Annotated in this window: 10 protein-coding genes; 3 read left to right on the top strand and 7 right to left on the bottom strand. The window is 60.8% G+C overall.

Annotated elements, in window-relative coordinates; translation table 11 throughout:
- Positions 1 to 9: 9 nt before the first annotated feature.
- From ACFSDX_RS22175 to ACFSDX_RS22160, 4 genes are all read right to left on the bottom strand, one after another.
- A complete protein-coding gene (locus ACFSDX_RS22175) occupies positions 10 to 3,081 on the bottom strand; it encodes a SusC/RagA family TonB-linked outer membrane protein (RefSeq protein WP_382317591.1) in 3,072 nt (1,023 codons plus the stop codon).
- A gap of 291 nt (positions 3,082 to 3,372) precedes the next feature.
- Entirely contained in the window at positions 3,373 to 4,584 is a 1,212-nt protein-coding gene (locus ACFSDX_RS22170) for an AGE family epimerase/isomerase (protein WP_382317589.1), read from the bottom strand.
- Between the two features lie 69 nt (positions 4,585 to 4,653).
- Positions 4,654 to 5,880 carry a glycoside hydrolase family 130 protein gene (locus ACFSDX_RS22165; protein WP_382317587.1) on the bottom strand — a complete coding sequence of 409 codons (1,227 nt, stop codon included), beginning with the start codon at positions 5,878 to 5,880 and terminating at the stop codon, positions 4,654 to 4,656.
- Between the two features lie 123 nt (positions 5,881 to 6,003).
- Positions 6,004 to 7,836, bottom strand: coding sequence for a sodium:solute symporter family protein (locus ACFSDX_RS22160; RefSeq protein ID WP_382317585.1), 1,833 nt, complete (start codon positions 7,834 to 7,836; stop codon positions 6,004 to 6,006).
- 372 nt (positions 7,837 to 8,208) lie between these two features.
- On the opposite strand from ACFSDX_RS22160, the gene ACFSDX_RS22155 reads away from it, so the two are divergent.
- On the top strand, positions 8,209 to 9,084 hold the full coding sequence (locus tag ACFSDX_RS22155; protein WP_382317583.1) for an AraC family transcriptional regulator: 876 nt from the start codon (positions 8,209 to 8,211) through the stop codon (positions 9,082 to 9,084).
- Between the two features lie 36 nt (positions 9,085 to 9,120).
- Here ACFSDX_RS22155 and ACFSDX_RS22150 read toward each other — a convergent pair whose 3' ends face one another.
- From ACFSDX_RS22150 to ACFSDX_RS22140, 3 genes are all read right to left on the bottom strand, one after another.
- Positions 9,121 to 10,155: a LacI family DNA-binding transcriptional regulator gene (locus ACFSDX_RS22150; protein ID WP_382317581.1), complete on the bottom strand. Its 1,035-nt coding sequence runs from the start codon at positions 10,153 to 10,155 to the stop codon at positions 9,121 to 9,123.
- 21 nt (positions 10,156 to 10,176) lie between these two features.
- Positions 10,177 to 11,106 (bottom strand): ROK family protein, encoded by a 930-nt coding sequence (locus tag ACFSDX_RS22145; RefSeq protein ID WP_382317579.1) that lies wholly within the window; start codon positions 11,104 to 11,106, stop codon positions 10,177 to 10,179.
- A gap of 78 nt (positions 11,107 to 11,184) precedes the next feature.
- On the bottom strand, positions 11,185 to 12,675 hold the full coding sequence (locus tag ACFSDX_RS22140; RefSeq protein ID WP_382317577.1) for a sialate O-acetylesterase: 1,491 nt from the start codon (positions 12,673 to 12,675) through the stop codon (positions 11,185 to 11,187).
- A gap of 372 nt (positions 12,676 to 13,047) precedes the next feature.
- On the opposite strand from ACFSDX_RS22140, the gene ACFSDX_RS22135 reads away from it, so the two are divergent.
- Together ACFSDX_RS22135 and ACFSDX_RS22130 are read left to right on the top strand one after the other, a co-directional pair.
- The gene (locus ACFSDX_RS22135) at positions 13,048 to 15,042 is read left to right on the top strand and encodes a glycoside hydrolase family 97 protein (protein WP_382317575.1); all 1,995 of its coding nucleotides are present in this window, start codon (positions 13,048 to 13,050) and stop codon (positions 15,040 to 15,042) included.
- A 460-nt stretch (positions 15,043 to 15,502) separates the two neighbouring features.
- Positions 15,503 to 18,145, top strand: a complete 2,643-nt coding sequence (locus ACFSDX_RS22130; protein WP_382317573.1) for a beta-mannosidase — start codon at positions 15,503 to 15,505, stop codon at positions 18,143 to 18,145.
- The last annotated feature ends 140 nt before the right edge of the window (positions 18,146 to 18,285 follow it).

The following is an 18,285-nucleotide window of genomic DNA, read 5'->3' as shown; positions in this document are numbered from 1 at the left end:
GGAATAGTCTTAAAACTGTACGTTGAAGCCCAAGCGGTAAGTACGGGGCTGGGGGTAGTTGCCGTAGTCTACACCGTAGGCCAGTGGGTTGCCGTAGTAGCCGCTCGACGAAATCTCGGGGTCCAGGCCCCGGTACTTCGTAACGGTGAACACGTTGTCGACCGAAGCAAACACCCGGAAGCCGTTGATTTTGAATTTTTCAAGCACGGTCTGGGGCAGCGAGTAGCCCAGCTCCATGTTGCGGGCGCGCAGGTAGCTGGCATTCTCCACAAAGCGGCTGCTCAAGGCGTCGTTGGTGGTGGCCGCCGACGTCATGCGGGGCTGGTTGCTGTTGGGGTTGCTGGGGGTCCAGCGGTCCATGCGGTCGGCATAGAAGTTGGTCCAGATGTTGGCAATGGCGCTCGACTTGTCCAGGTTGATGGCCGCGGCGTTGAGCGCCTCGGCACCCTGCACCCCGTAGAGGAGGATTTTGAAGTCGAAGTTGCTGTAGTTCAGATTTAGCGAAGCGCCGTAGGTGAAGCTCGGCGTGGCGCTGCCCAGGTAGGTGTTATCGGTGGCGTCGATTTTACCGTCGCCGTTGGTGTCCTGGTACTTCACGTCGCCAGCTTTCGCAGTGGGCTGGATGGGGGTACCACCGGCACTCACGTAGCTAGTAGCCTCGTCCTGGGTGTGGAAGACGCCCAGCGCCTGCAAGCCGTAGAAGTAAGCAATTTCGTGGCCCACGTCGGTGCGGGTCGTGAAGCCGATTTGGGTGTTGCCGCTGGCGATGGGGTTAGCCCCACCCAGGCTCGTGATAACGTTGTTGATTTTGGTGAAATTCACCCCCACGTTATACCCGAGCTTGCCGATTTCATTGCGGTAGCTCAGGGCTAGCTCCAGGCCGCGGTTGCGCAGCGTGCCCACGTTGGCGCTGGCGGGTGCCTGGCCCAAGTAATCCGGCACGGGCAGCAGGGCAATCATGTCCTTGGTCGTGCGCTGGAAGTAGTCGCCGGTGAAGGTCAGCTTGCTATCCAGGAAAGAGGCATCGATACCGATGTTGCCCGTCTCAGCCGTTTCCCACTTCAGGGCCGGGTTGCTGAGCGTGGCGATGGCCAGGCCCGGGGCGCGCGACTGGTCGGCGCCAAACACGTAGTTCTGGTTGTTGACGGCCGTCGAAGCGTAGCCGTAGTTAGGCGCGGCGTTCTGGTTGCCCACGCGGCCCCAGCTGGCGCGCAGCTTCACCTGCGATACGGCAGCTACATCCTTCAGGAAATTCTCGTTAGAAACGTTCCAGGCGGCACCCACCGATGGGAACACGCCCGTGCGGTTGGAACCTAGGAAGCGCGACGTTTGGTCGAAGCGCAGGGTACCCGTCACGAGGTAGCGGTCGCGGAAATTGTAGTTGGCGCGGCCGAAGTACGAGAGCAGCGAGCCATCATACTGCGAGCTGCGGATGGTAGAGTTGGCCGCGCGGGCGGCCGAGATGTATTGCAAAGTTGCATCGGCGGGCACGTCGTAGCCGGTCACCGAGATGCCGTTGCCGTAGCCGCGCTGCGCTTCCTGCCCTAGGGTAAAGGAGAGGTTGCTGTTATCCGCGAAGGTCTTGTTGTAGTTGAAGTAGTTCGACCACACCCACGAAATGTTCTCGTTGCGCGTCTCGATGAGGGTGCTTTGCGTGCGCCGGTCATTGGGCCCTAGGTAGTACTGCGGCAAGTACACCTTGGGGTGAAAGTTGTTGTAGTTGATGCCGAACGTGGAGCGGAACGTCAGGTTCTTGAGCAGCGCTACGTCGAGGTAGGAGCTGGTGAAGAGCGAGGTATTTGCCGTTTTGTTGTACTGCTGCTCGGTAAGGTAGCGCGCCAGGTTGGGCGTGAAGCTCGTCACGTTGTTGTACGCGTAGCTACCATCCGCATTGTAGGGCGAGCTGATGGGGTTGGCCTGAATGGCATTTTGCAGCACCGTGCTGTAGCCCGTGTTGCCGTTGGCGTCCAGGCCGCCGGTTTGGTTCGAGTTGGTGAAAGTGGCCGATACGCCCGCTTTCAGAAACTTGGTCAGCGTGGCGTCGTCGTTCAAGCGCACCACATACTTGCGGTAGCCCGACTGCTGAATGATGCCATTCTGCTGGAAATAGCTGCCGCTGATGAGGTAGCGGTTCTGCTCAGTGCCGCCCGAGGCCGACAGGCTGTAGTTGGTAATCAAGCCTTTCTGCAACACCAGCTTCTGGTAGTCGGTGCCGGTGGCACCGCCAGTCAGGGCGCTAGTCAGGAGGGGGGTCAAGTCAGCCGGCACCACCACGTTATCGTTGGTGTAGGCCTCCGATACCAGCGTGGCGTACTGCTGGGCATTGGTGAGGGGCAACTGGCGCCGAATCTCCTGGAAGCCCGTGTAGCCAAACAGGTTGAACTGCGTTTTGCCCGCCTTGCCGTGCTTGGTGGTGATAATAACCACGCCGTTGGCGCCGCGCGAGCCGTAGATGGCAGTAGCCGAAGCGTCCTTCAGGATTTCGGTCGATTCAATATCAGTCGGCAGCAGGAAGCTAATATCCCCCGTTTGCACGCCGTCTACCACGTACAGCGGGTCGCTGTTGTTGATGGTACCCACGCCCCGCACCCGGATGCGGGTGCCCGCACCCGGCTGGCCGCTATTGGCGGTAATGTCCACGCCGGCTACCCGTCCTTGCAGGGCCTGCACCGGGTCGGCGGTGGCTACCTGGGTTAGCTGGGCGTTGCTCACGCTGGCCACGGCGCCCGTGAGGTCGCTCTTACGGGCCGTGCCGTAGCCCACTACCACTACGTCGTTGAGGCTCTGCGCATCCGCGTCGAGCGTAACGCGAAAGTCGGTTTTAGTGCCGATGGGCACCTCCTGCGTTTTAGCGCCTACCGAGCTAATAACCAAGGTAGTAGCTCCGGCCGGCAACCCCAGCTGAAATTTGCCGTCAACGCCCGCCGTAACGCCAGTAGTGGTGCCCTTTACCAGGATGGTAGCGCCGGGAATGGCTTCGCCCTTGGTATCGGTTACAACGCCCTGCACGGTGCGCTGCTGCGCAAAGGCTAGGGTAGTGCTGCACGCCAGCACCGCCGCAGTCTGTAAAAAAGTCCTCATTAAGTAAAGTAAGAATTAGGTGAGAATCAGGGAATCAAAGGTGACGGTTAACTGACTATTTTTAGTAATGATATTTTATCGTTTTTTTGTATTAAAATGCGCGAAATGTCATGATACTTTATGCGTAAAATATTATTTATTAATATTTTAACTATCAAAACAGATTAGCTTCACATTTGATGTGGCTAGGCGTTTTATAGCGCTACGCTGGAAAATGCCCACTAAGCAACCCCTATCGCCATCCACTAGATGTCCTACTTAGCACCTAAGATTTGTGGGACGTACCTAGGGTCAGCCAGGTATAGTTTGCAGGGTATCGGTCACTCCGATGCTCCCCAACCGGCGCAGCATTTCGAGGCAGGCGCGGCTGTTGTGATAAGGGCACTTCCAGGGGCCCACCTTGTCTTCGCCGGGCATCGGGGAGTAGTCGGCGCGCACGCCCCAGTGCCATTCCCCCTGGCTGCGGTCCAGGATGTGCGCTTGGATAAAGCGCCAGGCGTCTTCGCTGCGGGCTTGAAACTGCGCATCGCCGCTCACCTCAAACGCGTTGTAGAAGCCCACTACCGCCTCGGCCTGCACCCACCAGTGGCGGTCGTCGGCCCAGTGGCCGCCGGGCGCCAGCTCGTAGCGCAGGCTGCCATCGGGGGCCAGCCCCTCGGCAGCGGCCTGCGCCATTTGCACGGCTACTTCTTGAAAGTGGATAACTAAGCAGGGCTCACCTAGGGTTTGCGCGGCTTCGAGCAGCAGCCAGGCCGCTTCTACGTCGTGGCCGAAGGAAATCGCATCGGGCTGCGGCTGCCAGTCCTCATCAAAAAACAGCGTGAGGTGCTGCGTCCTGGGGTCGATAATATGGTCTGTGAAGTTGAGCAGCAGCGCGTTGAGCTGTTGCCGCAGTTGCGGGTCGGGCCACACCTGGTAGAGCGTGGTGTACGCCTCCAGGATGTGGAGGTGGGTGTTCGTGGTTTTCTGCGCGTTGGCGTCCTTGTCGCTTAGGCGCAGGTCGTCGATGGACTGCCAGTCGCGGGCAAAGGCCTCGTAGTAGCCGCCCCGCAGCCGGTCGAAGCCACCCAGCTCGATGCTGTAAAACAGCGTCTGGGCGTGGGCCAGCGCCGTTTCGTCGCCGCTGGCGCGGCAGTACTCGGCCAACCCGTAGAGGCTGAAGGCCAGGGCGTATAGCTGCTTTTTGGTATCGAGCGGCTGCCCTAGGTAGTCCACCGTCCAGTACACGCCGCCGTGGTCGGGGTCGAGAAAATGGATAGTGAGGTATTCATACGCCCGGCGAGCCACCGCTAGGTGCGCCGGGTCTTGGCTGCGGCCGTAGGCCGCCGCAAACGTCCACAGGATGCGGGCATTCAGCACCGAACCCTTGGGCGCGCGCGGGTTGGGCTGGTTGTCAGCACTCACTTGGCCGTAGAAACCACCGTGCTCATGGTCGGGCACGCAGGTCATCCAGTAGCCCAGAATGTTGTCCAGCTCTTGTTGAAAGTCAGCAGCTTGCAGCATGGAATGCGAAAAGAACGAGGCAAGTGAGCCTAGGGGATGCGCCGCCTCCCCTACCCTCCCCTGGCGTAGTTACAAGGTGTGGGCGTGCGCCGCGTTGGCCACGCGCTCAGCCAGCGTAGGCGTTGGGATGGTTTGATTCTTATCAATCAGCTCATTAATGCGCTGCACCGAGGCCGCCGAGCGCAGCCCGTCTTCGGGTGTGTGCACCACGTAGTCGAGCAGTTGGGCCAGGGTCGAGGTGGCCACGTGCAGCCGGGTGTCGGACGAGGCGTAGTAGATGAACACCCGGCCGTCGTCGTCCAGAATCCAGCCGTTGCCGAAGGCCACGTTCGACACATCGCCCACGCGCTCCTCGCCCTCGGGGGCCAGGAAGTAACCGGCCGGCTTGTGAATAATGCGGGTCAAATCGTCGAGCGCCGTCATGAACACGTACAGCACGTAGCGCAAGCCGGCGGCCGTATTGCGCACGCCGTGGGCTAGGTGCAGCCACCCTAGGTCGGTTTTGAGCGGCGCGGGACCTAGGCCGTTTTTCAGCTCCGAAATGGTGTGGTACTGCTTCTTGTCGATGATAACTTCCTCCATCACCCGGGCCGTCTCGATGGTGGCCGACAGGCCAAAGCCGATGCCGCCGCCCGAGCCGGCTTCGATAAAGCCATCCTGCGGGCGGGTGTAGAAGGCATACTGGCCCTGCACCAGCTCGGGGTGCAGCACCACGTTGCGCTGCTGGGCCGAGGTGGTAGTCAGGTCGGGCAGGCGTTCCCAGTGCACGAGGTCCTTGGTGCGGGCGATGCCGCATTTGGCCAGCGCGGCCGACTGGTCGGCTTCCGGAGCGCTGGGGTCGCGGCGCTCGGTGCAAAACAGGCCGTACACCCAACCATCCTCGTGGGCCACTAGGCGTATGTCGTACACGTTGGTGTCGGGCTCGTCGGTTTCGGGCATCGTCACGGGGTGGTCCCAGAAGCGGAAGTTGTCGATGCCGTTCGGGCTTTCGGCCACCGCAAAAAACGACTTGCGGTCGGCGCCCTCCACCCGCGCCACCACCAGGTAGCGCCCCTGCCACTTGATGGCGCCCGCGTTGAACACGCCATTCACCCCGATGCGCTCCATCAGGAAGGGGTTGGTACTGGGGTTGAGGTCGTAGCGCCAGGCCAGCGGCGCGTGGGCGGCCGTGAGCACGGGGTGCGCGTAGCGGGTGTATACGCCGTTGCCGAGGGCTTCGGGGTGGTTAGGCCGGTGCAGCAACTCGTGGTGGGCGGTTTGCAGCAGGTGCAGGCGGGAGGTAAAAATAGGGGCCATGTTTCCAGCAGTTGTTGAGCCGTTAGCTACTAGCTGCTGGCTTGCCGTTTGAGGTAGAGAAAGGATAGAATGCAGTTGCTAAAATATTAGCAGTCATTACATAAAATGAGTATCAATCAAAAACTAGTCGTCGCCTAGGCGGTTCCACCAGGTCTTCTTCAGGATGAAGCCGATGACTGCCAACAGGGCCACCGTGATGGCCAGCGGCCCGTGCTGCCGCAGTAGCAGGTACATAGGCAGAATGGTGAGGCCCAGCTGCGCCACGATGCCGAGCACGACATTAAGCATATTGCGCCCGAAGTTGCGGTTGGGCTGAAAGCCCGGCTCCTGCGCCCGCACCTCGGCCAGCACCGGCCCCCAAAAACCCCAGGGCCGCACCGTACGGTAGAAGTGCTGGAGCACCGCCGCCTCGGTGGGTGGCGCCAGGTAGGTGCCCCCGATGGAGCCCGCCAGCGAGATGCCAAACAGCACCGGAAACCAATAGAGCAGGTTGCCGGACGGGATGAACAGCCCGAAGACCATCGCCGCCACGATGCCCGCGAGCATTCCCGTGAAAAAGCCCGTGGCGTTGAAGCGCCACCAATGCCACTTGAGCACGTTGGCGGCGATGTAGCCGCCGTAGAGCGCCGACACGATGAACTGAAGCACCGTGTTTACATCCTTGGCCAAGAAGCCCAGGGCCACGCCGGCCGCCACTACCAACACCCCCACCAAGTAATTGGTCGAAATGATGCGCCGGGTGCTGGCCTGCGGGTTGATGTACTTGAGGTAGATATCGTTCACCACGTAGGCCTGTGCCGCATTCACGGTGCCGCTAAACGTGCCCATGAAGGCCCCCAGCAAGCCCGTGAGCACCAGCCCCACCAGCCCGGTGGGCAAGAAGTTGTTGATAGTCTGCGGCAGAATGCGCTCGAAGTCGATGGTGCCATCGGGCGCCTGCAAGTTCATTTGGCGGTAGTAGAGCAGCCCCAATACGGTGAGGCCCACGATGAGCGCGTAGCGAATGGGCAGCAGAATGATGGACACGAACCCGCTCATTTTGCTAGCGTCCTCGGGCGAGCGGGTGCTCAGGATTTTCTGCATGTCGTAGTTGGGCGCCGGGCCCGCCAGCGACGCAAACACGCCCTTGAAGGCCATCATCATGAAGAAAACTCCGAACAGCGAGTAGCCGTCGCTGGAGATTTTGCTGTTAACCTCCGGGATAATCCGCGACCAGTCGAGCCCCAGCCGCCACCCAAAAAACGGGTTGAACCAGCCCGCCGGCACGGCCAGCTCGTGGCCTTGCAGCTTGACGTAGGCGATGCCGGCAATGGCCACGCAGGCCACCGTCATGACGGCGTACTTGATAATATCGCCCAGCACGATGCTATGCATGCCCCCCACAATGGAGTAAAACATGGCAAACAGCGTGAACACGATGCCGTACACGTGCGGCACGTACTGCGGCGCCACCGCGAAGGGCACATAGCCGCGCACCAGCTCCCAAGGGATAAAAATCTCGACAAACTTGCCTAGGCCCACAAAACCGTAGGCCAGAAAGCCCAGGCAGCTGAGCAGCGCAAACGCGATAACCACTTGGTGCGAGGCCCGCACGCCCGGCCCGCGCTGCCCGAAGCGGGTGGCCAGCCACTCGGCCCCCGTGGAGGCATTGGAGCGGCGCAGCCAGCGCGAGAGGTACATCATCAAAAACACCTGGTTGAACACCGGCCAGAGCCAGGGTATCCAGATGCTTTTCATGCCGTACACGAAGCACAAGCTCACCATCCACATGGTGCCGCTGATGTCGAACATGTCGGAGGCGTCGCTCAGCCCCAGCTTGTACCAGGGCAGCGTGCGCCCGCCCAGCATGTAGCTGTCCTTGTCCTGGCTCGATTTTTTGCGGTAGTAGAAGCCAATAAATACCGTCGCCAGCAGGTAGGCCGCGATGATAAGAAAATCGATTAGCTGAAGCTTCATGCAGCAAAGTGGGTGGGAACTGCCAGCCGGCGGCGCGGGGCGAGCCGCTAGGTTAACAGGGAGAGTAGCCACGCCTAGGTTGCCAATTTTGTAGCGGGCCACTCGTGGTAAAAGAGGCTCTAGGCCAGCAGGCTAGGCGGGAAAACAACGGGCTACAAAGGTCTATTCAGAAGCACTCGTTAACTAATGCTTTTATAGCAATTAATTGTAGCGAATTAACAGAAACTTCTTTCGCCGCACCCGCTCAAATCTCCCTATAAGCTACTATTAAGCTAAATAGACCTTATTAGCTCAGTCAGATTCTGATTTTACACTGATAGCATTTTGTTATTACAGCGTAATTTTATTGCTGGCCACCTATCTATTTGCCCCATGAGACAGGAAATCATGCGCGAAATCACGCCGCTCACGCAGAGTGATTGCTTCACTTTGTTCTCGCGGGTGAAGGAGGAGTTTGACTTTCCGCTCCATTACCACGAGGAGTATGAGCTGAACCTGATTCTCAACGCCGGGGGGGCCAAGCGCATCGTGGGCGACCACGTGGAGGAAATCACCGATGTGGAGCTGGTGCTCGTGGGGCCCAACCTCTACCACGCCTGGTTTACGCACAAATGCCAGGGCAAGCAGATTCGGGAAATTACCATTCAGTTTCACAAGGACCTGTTTGAGGACCGGCTGCTGCGGCGCAATCAGCTCAGCTTTATTAAGACCATGTTCGACATGGCGCAGCGGGGCGTTTTGTTTGCCCCCGACACCACCGAGCGCTTGCTGCCGCGCCTGCTGGGCCTGGAGCAGAAGCACGGCTTCGACTCGGTGCTGGAGCTGTTTTCCATCTTGCACGACCTCTCCACGTCGCGCAACATGCGCATGCTGTCCGGCACCTCCTCCGACAACGAGCAGCTCAACCACCACAGCCGCCGCATCGAGAAGGTATTTGAGTACATGAACGCCAACTACAGCCGGCCCATTACGCTGGCCGAAGTAGCCAAAGTGGCCAACATGCCCGAAACCTCGTTTAGCCGCTTCATCAAAAAGCGCATCGGCAACACCTTCATCGATAGCCTCAACGAGATTCGGCTGGGCCACGCCACGCGCCTGCTCATCGACACCACCCACAACGTGACGGAAGTGGCCTACAAGTGCGGCTTCAATAACATTTCCAACTTCAACCGCACTTTCAAGCAGCGCAAAGGCTGCACCCCCAAGGAGTTTCGCAGCAACTTCTCGGGCAGCCGGATATTCATCTAATAGCCAGTAGCTTGGGCTTTGTAGTCCAAGCTACTGCTACTGCCGCGCAGACGACCCGCGGACTACTAACGACACCGGTAGCTCTACCGTTTGCGGCTGGGCCGCCGCCGGGCGCTCGTCGCTCAGCTTGGCGAGCAGCACGTTGATGAGGGCCTCGGCGAGGGCTTCCACGGGCTGCGCAATGGCGGTGATGGTGGGCGAATGCAGTCGAAACAGGTCGTTGTCATCGAAGGAGATAACGGCCAGCTCCTGCGGGATGCGGCGCCCTAGCTGCGCAATTGCCTCTAACCCTAGGGTAGCCAAAGAGTTGTTGGCAAAAATAACCGCCTCGCAGGCAGGATTATCCTGCAAGAACTGGTGGATGGCCGCGATACTTTGCTCCCTAACGCTATCATCATCGAAGTTCAACGGCACGTGCTGCACCTGAGCCGGCTGGCCGGCCTCCTGCATCGCACGGGTATAGCCTTGCTGGCGGGCCGCCATCTGGGTCTGGGTTGACTCGGTGGTAAGAAAGGCGATGCGGGCAACGCCTTGGTCGAGCAGCAGTTGCGTGGCCTGGTACACGCCAGCGGCATTATCCACCCCGACGTAGTCGGTGGCTAGGCCGGGTAGATAGCGGTCAAAAAACACGGTTGGCACGCCGCTTTTCAGCAGCTGCTCCAGCTCCGCTTCCACGCCGGCGGGCGGCGCAATAATGTAGCCATCAAGGTGTTGCTCCTGAAATAGGGCAATCAGGTCTTTGGCCTTGGCCGCACTATCATCGGTGCTGCTATAGAGCACGCGGTAGCCACGCGCCGAAGCGTGCCGCTCCACGAGCCGGGCCACGGTGGCGAAGAACGGATTGGAGATGTCCTCGATTATCAGCCCGATAACGTGCGTTTTGCCAGTGCGCAGGCTCTTGGCCAGCTGGTTGGGCCGGTAGCCCACCTGCGCTACGTACTGCATCACGCGCTCGGCCAGGGCGTCGCTGATGCGGTATTCCTTGGCCTTACCGTTCAAGACAAGCGACACCGTGGTGATAGACACCTCTAAATGCCTGGCAATGTCGTGAATGAGAGTTCGCTTTTTCAAATCAACTGCGCTGGGAGAGTGCTACGCCACCAAGTAGGCGGCGCCAAATACGCCGGCACTATCACCAAGCAAGGGCTTGACGACCGGGGCTTCAAACTGGTGGTCGAACACGTGCGCGTTCACGCTGGCCACTCCTGCCTGGTAGAGGCAGTCAATATTACCTACGCCGCCCCCAATTACGATTACATCCGGGTCCAGCACATTGATTAACCCGCTCAGGGCCAAGCCGAAGAAGCTAGTGAGTCGGTCCATGGTTTGGGTGGCCGCCGCGTCGGAGCCGGCGGCGGCCCGGCTCGCGATGTCGGGGAGCCGGCGCGCCTGCCCGCTCTGCTGGGCGTAGTAGCGCTCCAGGGCGGGGCCCGCCAGAATGCTCTCGTTGCAGCCCGTTTTGCCGCAAAAGCAGGGGTAGCCCTCGACTTCGCTGAGGTAGTTGTGGCCCCACTCGCCGGCAATGCCGTGAAAGCCCTCGATAACCTGATTGTTCACGACCAGCCCGCCGCCCACCCCCGTACCTAGGATGATGCCAAACACCACTTTAGCCGCCGGAAACTGCTGCTTCACCACCCCCAGCCGGGCCTCGGCCAGGGCAAAGCAGTTGGCGTCGTTGGCAATAACAACTTGCATAGCAAGCAGCTGCTCTAGGTCGGCGCGCAGGGGCTGGCCGTTGAGCACGGTGGCATTGCAGTTTTTTATCAGGCCCGTTTTGGGCACGGTGGTGCCGGGCGTGCCGATGCCTAGCCGGGCCGGGCGGTAGCCCGCGGCGGCCGCCATGTGCTGCACCAGTTGCGCAAGCTGGCCCAAGATGTGCGCGTAGCCTAGGTCGGCGCCGGTGGGCACGCGGTGCCGAAACAGCACCTCCGGCTCCTGCGCCGACCGCAAAATAACGCCTTCTATTTTGGTGCCGCCTAGGTCGATACCCCAGATATTCTCGTGTTGGTTAAAGCTATTCACGTAGTGCGTGGTAATGATGAATGCGACCTAGGCGCGCCCGCCGGGCCGCGGTTTAGTGGTAGAGTAATGCGCCGATACTCACGGCTTGGCCGCGGCCGGGCGGGGCCACTGGTCGGTGCGAAACGGCGCGGCCGGTAGGCCATCCTTGTTGTAGAGGTTACCCAGGGGGTTATTGGCCCAATCGTAGCGCACGGCTACCGGCACGGGCACGGCGGCGCACGTCAGCACTACTTCTGAGCCAACCAATGTGGCGGCGGCCCAGTGAAACTGCTGGTCGGCCCCGGCCACGGCGAAGCCGCTGAGGGTGGAGTTGCCCGTTTTCAGGGTCAGGCCGGCGCCTAGGTTCGTAAACGTGAGGCGCGCCTGGTTGCCGCGCACGCTCAGGCGCTGAAAGGTGGGGCCGGCGGCCACCACCTGCTTGTCGCCATAGGCTACCTGGCGCGCCACCAGGGTCAGCCGGTGGCCAACATCCTGCTTGTTAGCAGGATGAATATCCGCGCCGTCGCCGATGTCGATGGCCACCACCATGCCGGTGCGCGGCAGGGCCAGCGCCTGGGCCTGGGCTTCACGCAGTTCGGCCCAGTCCGACTCGGCCGGGAAGGGCAGCACCGGCGTGAAATTGGCCAGCTGCACAAACAGGAACGGCACCTCGGCCCCCCAGCGGGCGCGCCAGTCGCGGATGAGCGCCGGAAACAGCGTGCGGTACTGGGCCGCGCGGCCCACGTTGCTCTCGCCCTGGTACCAGATGATGCCCTTGAGCGCGTAGGGTAGCAGAGGCGCTATAATGCCGTTGTAGAGCACCGTGGGGGTGTTTTGGGCGTCCTTTTCCAGCGGCTCGGGGCGCGTAGGGCGCTGGGCCAGCGCCGTTACTTTGTCCTGGAAGTCGGGTAGCTGCTTCAGGGCCTCCGGGCTCACCCAGGCTTCGGCCGGGGTGCCGCCCCAGGGGCTGCTAATCAGGCCAATGGGCACGTGGTAGCGCTGGTAGAGGTCGCGGGCAAAGAAGTAGCCCACGGCCGAAAAGCTGCCGGCCGTGCCGGGGCTGCACACCTTCCAGTCATAGCCTTCGTTCTCGGTTTGGGGCTGGTAGGCCACCACTTTTTTCACCGTGAACTGCCGAATCTGTGAAAAATCGGCCATCGCCACTTCCTGCTCGGCGTTCACAATCAGGGGGTAAGCGCCGGGCGCGGGCGCGTTGCGGTCGCGCAGCGGCAGCTCCATGTTCGACTGCCCGGAGGCGAGCCACACGTCGCCCACCAGCACGTCTTCGAGCGTAATCGTATTCTGGCCTTTGACTACCAGCGTGTAGGGCCCGCCGGCCGGCGTGGCGGGCAGCGCCACCTGCCACTTGCCATCGGCACCGGGCGTAGCCGAATAGGTTCGACCTAGGAACGTTACCGTCACTTGCTCGCTGGCGGCGGCCCAGCCCCAGACGGGCACGGGCACATCGCGCTGCACCACCATGTGGTCGCCCACCAGGGCCGGCAGCCGCACGGTGGCCCTAGCCCCGAGGCTGCTCCCCCACCCTAGCACTACTAACGCGACTAATCGCTTGTTTTTAAGCTCGTTCAATTGAAAAACTTGATAATGGGTACTACTTCAAACTAGCCCCGCGAGGCGGACAAAGCCAAATGTATCGCGTGTTTCGGACCGCGCAACCGGCTACCTAGGCCCTAGCCCTGGCCTCATTCAGCGGCTACTTTTTCTAAACAATGCGCTGCTACCATAGCTGTGGCTGTTTGACTAGCATTTTCAGCTGATTAGCTTTTCTATTCCGGTGGCAACTTCGCTAAACTATTCCTTACTTTGTGAGCTGCTAAAACCTATTAGTGAGCAAATATCGGCCTTTTTTCGGTTTGTTACGCTGCATAGGATAGTCTTTTTGCTGACAGCCACCGTTCGCCCGGCGAAGCAACTAGACAATCTCTCATTTTCTTTCCTACTATGGTCGTCAAATACTTCATTCTGGGCGCGTTGCTGGTAGCGGGCCCGGCTGGCTGGGCTCAGCGCGGCGCCGTTTTCCACGTAAAGTCGCCGGACGGCCAGCTCGACCTTACCGTGCAGACTGGCGCCACGCTCAGCTGGGCGGTGCAGCACGCGGGCACGCCCATCCTCACGCCCTCGACCCTGTCACTGACGCTGGCCGGGGGCGAGGTGCTGGGGCACCACGCCGTAGTGACGAGCGCTAAAACCGCGGCCGTGAATACGGCCATCCTGGCCCCGGTTTATAAGAAGCGTGAGGTAATCGACCAGTACAACCAGCTGACGCTGAATTTAAGAGGCAATTACGGCCTGGTGCTGCGCGCCTACAACGACGGCGTGGCGTACCGCTTCTTTACCCGGCGCAAGGGCCGCCTCACCATTGCGCATGAGGAGGCGACCTTCAATTTTGCCCAGGATTACGCGACCTTAATTCCCTTCGTGCGCGACTTACGGGTGCCGACCGACCCGTACATGTCGTCGTTTGAGGCCCTATATTCTCCGTACAAGCTGTCGCAGATAAAGCCTGATTCGCTCGCTTTCCTGCCCGCCCTGGTGGCGGTGGGCAGCACCAAGAAGGCCGTGGTGCTGGAGTCGGACGTAGAGGACTACCCCGGCATGTTTGTGCGGGCCAACGGGGCGGCCACCCCGGGCCTGCACGGCGATTTTGCCCGCTACCCGGCCACTGAGGCGGCCGGTGGCTTTCATAATATGCAGCTAGTAGTGCCCCGGCGCGAAGATTTCTTAGCCAAAACCAGCGGTACCCGCACGTTTCCGTGGCGGGCCGTGGTCGTGAGTTCGGAGGATAAGGAGTTGCTCAACAACGATATGGTGTATAAGCTCGCGGCCCCGTCGCGGGTAAAGGACCCGTCGTGGATAAAGCCGGGCAAGGTGGCCTGGGACTGGTGGAACGACTGGAACCTGACACACGTCGATTTCAAGGCCGGCATCAACACCCCTACCTATAAGAAGTACATCGATTTTGCGGCGGCCAACAAGCTGGAGTACGTGATTCTGGACGAAGGATGGTCGCAGGAAACCGACATTCTTCAGCCGTCGCCGGCCATCGACTTGGCCGAGCTGCTGGCCTACGCCCAACAGCGGGGGGTAGGGATTATTTTGTGGGCTAACTGGCACGCCATCAGTGAGAAGATGGACGCCGCCTATGCCCAGTACGCCAAAATGGGGGTGAAAGGCTTCAAGATTGACTTCCTGGACCGCGACGACCAGAAGATGGTGATTTCGTCGTACAACCTGGCCCAAAAAGCGGCCGAGCACCACCTACTCGTCGATTTTCACGGCATGCACAAGCCCGACGGCTTGCAACGCACCTACCCCAACGTGCTGAACTACGAAGGCGTGAAAGGCCTGGAAAACAGCAAGTGGACGCCCCACGACGATGTGCCGCGCTACGACGCGACCCTGCCCTTCGTGCGGATGCTGGCCGGGCCCCTCGACTACACGCCCGGCGCCCTGCGCAACGCCACCAAAGCCGAGTTTCGGCCCAGCCACTCGCTGCCCATGAGCCAGGGCACGCGCTGCCACCAACTAGCTATGTACGTGGTGTTTGAGGCCCCGCTCCAGATGCTGGCCGACAGCCCCAGCGCCTACCAGAAAGAGCCCGAGAGCACGGCTTTCATCGCCGCCGTACCCACCACCTTCGACCAAACCACCGCCCTGGCCGGCCAGGTAGGCGAGTACGCGGCCCTGGCCCGCCGCAAGGGCGACACCTGGTACGTAGGCGCGCTCAGCAACTGGACCGCCCGCGACCTGACGCTGGACTGTTCCTTCCTGGGCACTGGCACCTACGAGGCCGTGATTTTCCGCGATGGCCCCAACGCCGACCGCGATGCCACTGACTACCAGCGCGAAGTGCGGCGCGTCACGGCCAACGACAAGCTAACGTTGCACCTAGGTAGTGGCGGCGGCTGGGCGGCCCGGATTTATCCGGTGCGTTAGGCTGGGCACGCAATCTACTTGCGTAGGGGCAGAAACCAGTAGTCCGGGTGGTAGGCGCTCAGCTACCTCAAAATCACTTTAGCCGGCTTGGTGCGTCCGCGTAGGTGGTAGTTATTAGCAAAATACTATTAGTGTATTTGCGCCCCCAGTTTGCCATAAAATAGCTACTGGCATTCCTAGGCACTGCTTTGGTTGGCGGGCTTTACGCAACTGCGCGGAGTGAGTGTTAAATCAGTACAAGTAAATGCTGGTAAACTATTACTCGTGGGCAAAGAATCAATAGACCTTTGCAGTACCCCATAATAGCATAGGCTCCCTGCGTGGCCGCTAGCCAGTGTAAGCGTGCCGCAATACGCTGGTTTGGCTATGAGTTTACGGCCAAATTACTGGTTCGCAATGGTTTGCTGATTCGGTCAGCCGGTGCCTTCTTTCTCACCTACACTTCCCCTCGCTCTTCTTTGTGCGTTTTTTTTCTATTTCGGCGCGGCGCCTAGCCAGCCTGGCTAGTTTCGCTGTGCTGACCAGCCAGCTACCCGCTGCCGCTCAGCAAACCAACCTTGCTACCCGCTCCGACGGCGGCAAAACCACCCAGCCCATCCTCACGGGCTGGCGCTTTCACCAGGCGGGCAAAGATAACTGGGCACCCGCTACCGTGCCCGGCTGCGTGCACACCGACTTACTGGCCACCAAGCAAATAGAGGACCCGCTGTACCGCGACAATGAAATGAAGCAGCAGTGGATTGGCAAGGCTGATTGGGACTACGAAACCACGTTCGACGTGGCGCCCGCCACTTTACAGCGCCAGCACCTGGAGCTAGTATTTAAGGGCCTGGACACTTACGCTGACGTGACGCTCAACGGCCAGGCTATCCTGCACACCGACAACATGTTTCGGGAGTGGCGCGCCGAGGTAAAGCCGCGGCTCAAAGCCACCAGCAACCGCCTGCTCATTCACTTCCGCTCGCCCCTGAACGAGGTGGCTGACTTACCGAAGAAATACGGTTATAACTTGTTCGCTATCAACGACGAGCAGGCCATGGGCATTGTGGGCGACAAGGGCCCGGTGCTGAGCCCTTACACCCGTAAGGCACCCTACCACTACGGCTGGGACTGGGGCCCTAGGTTCGTGGGCGCGGGCATTTGGCAGCCGGTGCAGCTCGAAGGCTGGGACGCCGCCAAAATCACAGATTTTCACGTGGTGCAGCGCCAGCTGAGCGCGCAGGCCGCCCAGCTGAGCCTGGTGGTGGAGTATGAAGGCGCGGCTGCCGCCAGCGGCCCAGCCACCCTGGTGCTCGAAACCACCGGCCCCACCGGCCAGGCCGGGCCCCGCCTAGAGCAGGCCGTGACCTTGCAGCCCAACCGCCACGAAGTGACCGCCGAGCTGCGCCTGGATAATCCGCAGCGCTGGTTTCCGGTGGGCTACGGCGGGCAGCCGCTCTACTCGTTTAAGGCGCGCCTGGTGCAAGGTGGCAAGGCGGTAGATGAGGCCCGCACCCGCATCGGCCTGCGCACCATCGAGCTGCACCGCGAGAAAGACACCTACGGCAAGTCGTTTGAGTTTATCGTCAACGGCATCCCGATTTTTGCCAAGGGCGTGAACTGGATTCCGGCCGACATTTTTCAGACCCGCGTAACGAACCCGCGCTACCACAAGCTGCTGCAAGCCGCTAAGGACTGCAACATGAACATGGTGCGCGTGTGGGGCGGCGGCATCTACGAAAACCAGTATTTCTACGACACCTGCGACGAGATGGGCCTGCTCGTGTGGCAGGACTTCCTGTTTGCCTGCTCGTTCTACCCCGGCGACGAGGCGTTCAACAACAACGTGCGCGCCGAGCTGACCTACCAGGTGCGCCGCCTGCGCGACCACCCCAGCATCGCCATTTGGGTGGGCAACAACGAGAACGAGGTGGCCTGGCAGCAGTGGGGCGTGCCCGAAAAGATGGGCAGCCACAAGCTTGACGTGTGGAGCAACTACCTCAAGCTTTACCGCGACCTCATTCCGACCATTCTCAAAACGGAGGACCCTAGCCGGCCCTACGTGTCGTCGAGCCCGTCCTCGGATTTTGAGGATATGGCTGGCTCGCAGACCACCGGCGACATGCACTACTGGGACGTATGGGGCGGCACGGCCCCGCTCTCGGACTACGAAAAGCAGACGCCGCGCTTCATGAGCGAGTACGGTTTTCAGTCGTTCCCCGAGCTGAAATCGGTGCAGCAGTTCACGGTGCCCGCCGACCACGACATTGCCTCGCCCGTGATGAAAGAGCACCAGCGCAGCGCCGTGGGCAACCCGCGCCTGCAAGAATACCTGCTGCGCGACTACAAGGCGCCCAAGGACTTTGCCTCGTTTCTGTACGTGAGCCAGGTGCTGCAAGCCCAGGCCATTAAGCTGGCGGCCGAGCACCTGCGCCGCAACCGCCCGCGCACGATGGGCTCGATGTACTGGCAGCTCGACGACTGCTGGGGCGTGGCCTCGTGGTCGAGCATCGACTATTACGGCCGCTGGAAAGCCTTGCAGTACTACGCCAAGCGCTTCTACTCGCCGGTGCTGGTGAGCCCCCACGAGGAAGGCGAGAACGTGCGCATTTACGTGGTATCGGACCAGCAGGCCGCTACCCCGGCCACGCTGAACGTGCGCCTGCTCGATTTCAATGGCAAGGTGCTGTATAAGCAATCGGCTGCGTTGCAAGTAGAGCCCCTGACCAGCAAAGTGTACCTTGACATTCCGAAGGCCAAGCTGCTCAAAGGCCAGGACAGCAAGAAAGTAGTGCTAAGCTGCGAGCTGCAAGCCGGCGGCACCACGCTCTCGACCAACACCCACTATTTCGCGCTGCCCAAGGAGATGGCGCTGCCCAAGGCCAACATTACCGCCACCTGGCAGCCCGCCACCGACAGCACCTATCAGGTGACGCTGAAGAGCAAGACGCTAGCCCGCGAGGTATGGCTCTCGCTGGCCCAGGGCGACGGCTTCTTCGGCGACAACTACTTCGACCTGCTACCCGGCGAAACCAAGGTACTGACGTTCAAGAGCGAAGGCGCCATTTCGGTGGCCGAGCTGCGCAAGCAGATGGTCGTGCGCACGTTGCCGGATGCGTTTTAATTAATTGCTCGGACGCCTCACCCCACCCCCGGCCCCTCCCCTTCGGGAGAGGAGAGCCTAACGTTGGCTGACGGTCGGCTCCCCTCTCCCGAAGGGGAGGGGCCGGGGGTGGGGTTACGCGCCCAACGAGCCAGCCCACA

This window comes from Hymenobacter bucti, from assembly GCF_042681145.1.
Classification (GTDB): Bacteria; Bacteroidota; Bacteroidia; order Cytophagales; family Hymenobacteraceae; genus Hymenobacter; species Hymenobacter bucti.
Note: the sequence above shows the minus strand (reverse complement) of the source record. Positions and strands in the feature narration are given on the sequence as shown.

Coding starts and splice junctions, on each gene's coding strand:
- ACFSDX_RS22170 (WP_382317589.1), bottom strand. CDS start 4,584: ATGCTGCAAGCTGCTGACTTTCAACAAGAGCTGGACAACATTCTGGGC.
- ACFSDX_RS22155 (WP_382317583.1), top strand. CDS start 8,209: ATGAGACAGGAAATCATGCGCGAAATCACGCCGCTCACGCAGAGTGAT.
- ACFSDX_RS22160 (WP_382317585.1), bottom strand. CDS start 7,836: ATGAAGCTTCAGCTAATCGATTTTCTTATCATCGCGGCCTACCTGCTG.
- ACFSDX_RS22165 (WP_382317587.1), bottom strand. CDS start 5,880: ATGGCCCCTATTTTTACCTCCCGCCTGCACCTGCTGCAAACCGCCCAC.
- ACFSDX_RS22135 (WP_382317575.1), top strand. CDS start 13,048: ATGGTCGTCAAATACTTCATTCTGGGCGCGTTGCTGGTAGCGGGCCCG.
- ACFSDX_RS22175 (WP_382317591.1), bottom strand. CDS start 3,081: ATGAGGACTTTTTTACAGACTGCGGCGGTGCTGGCGTGCAGCACTACC.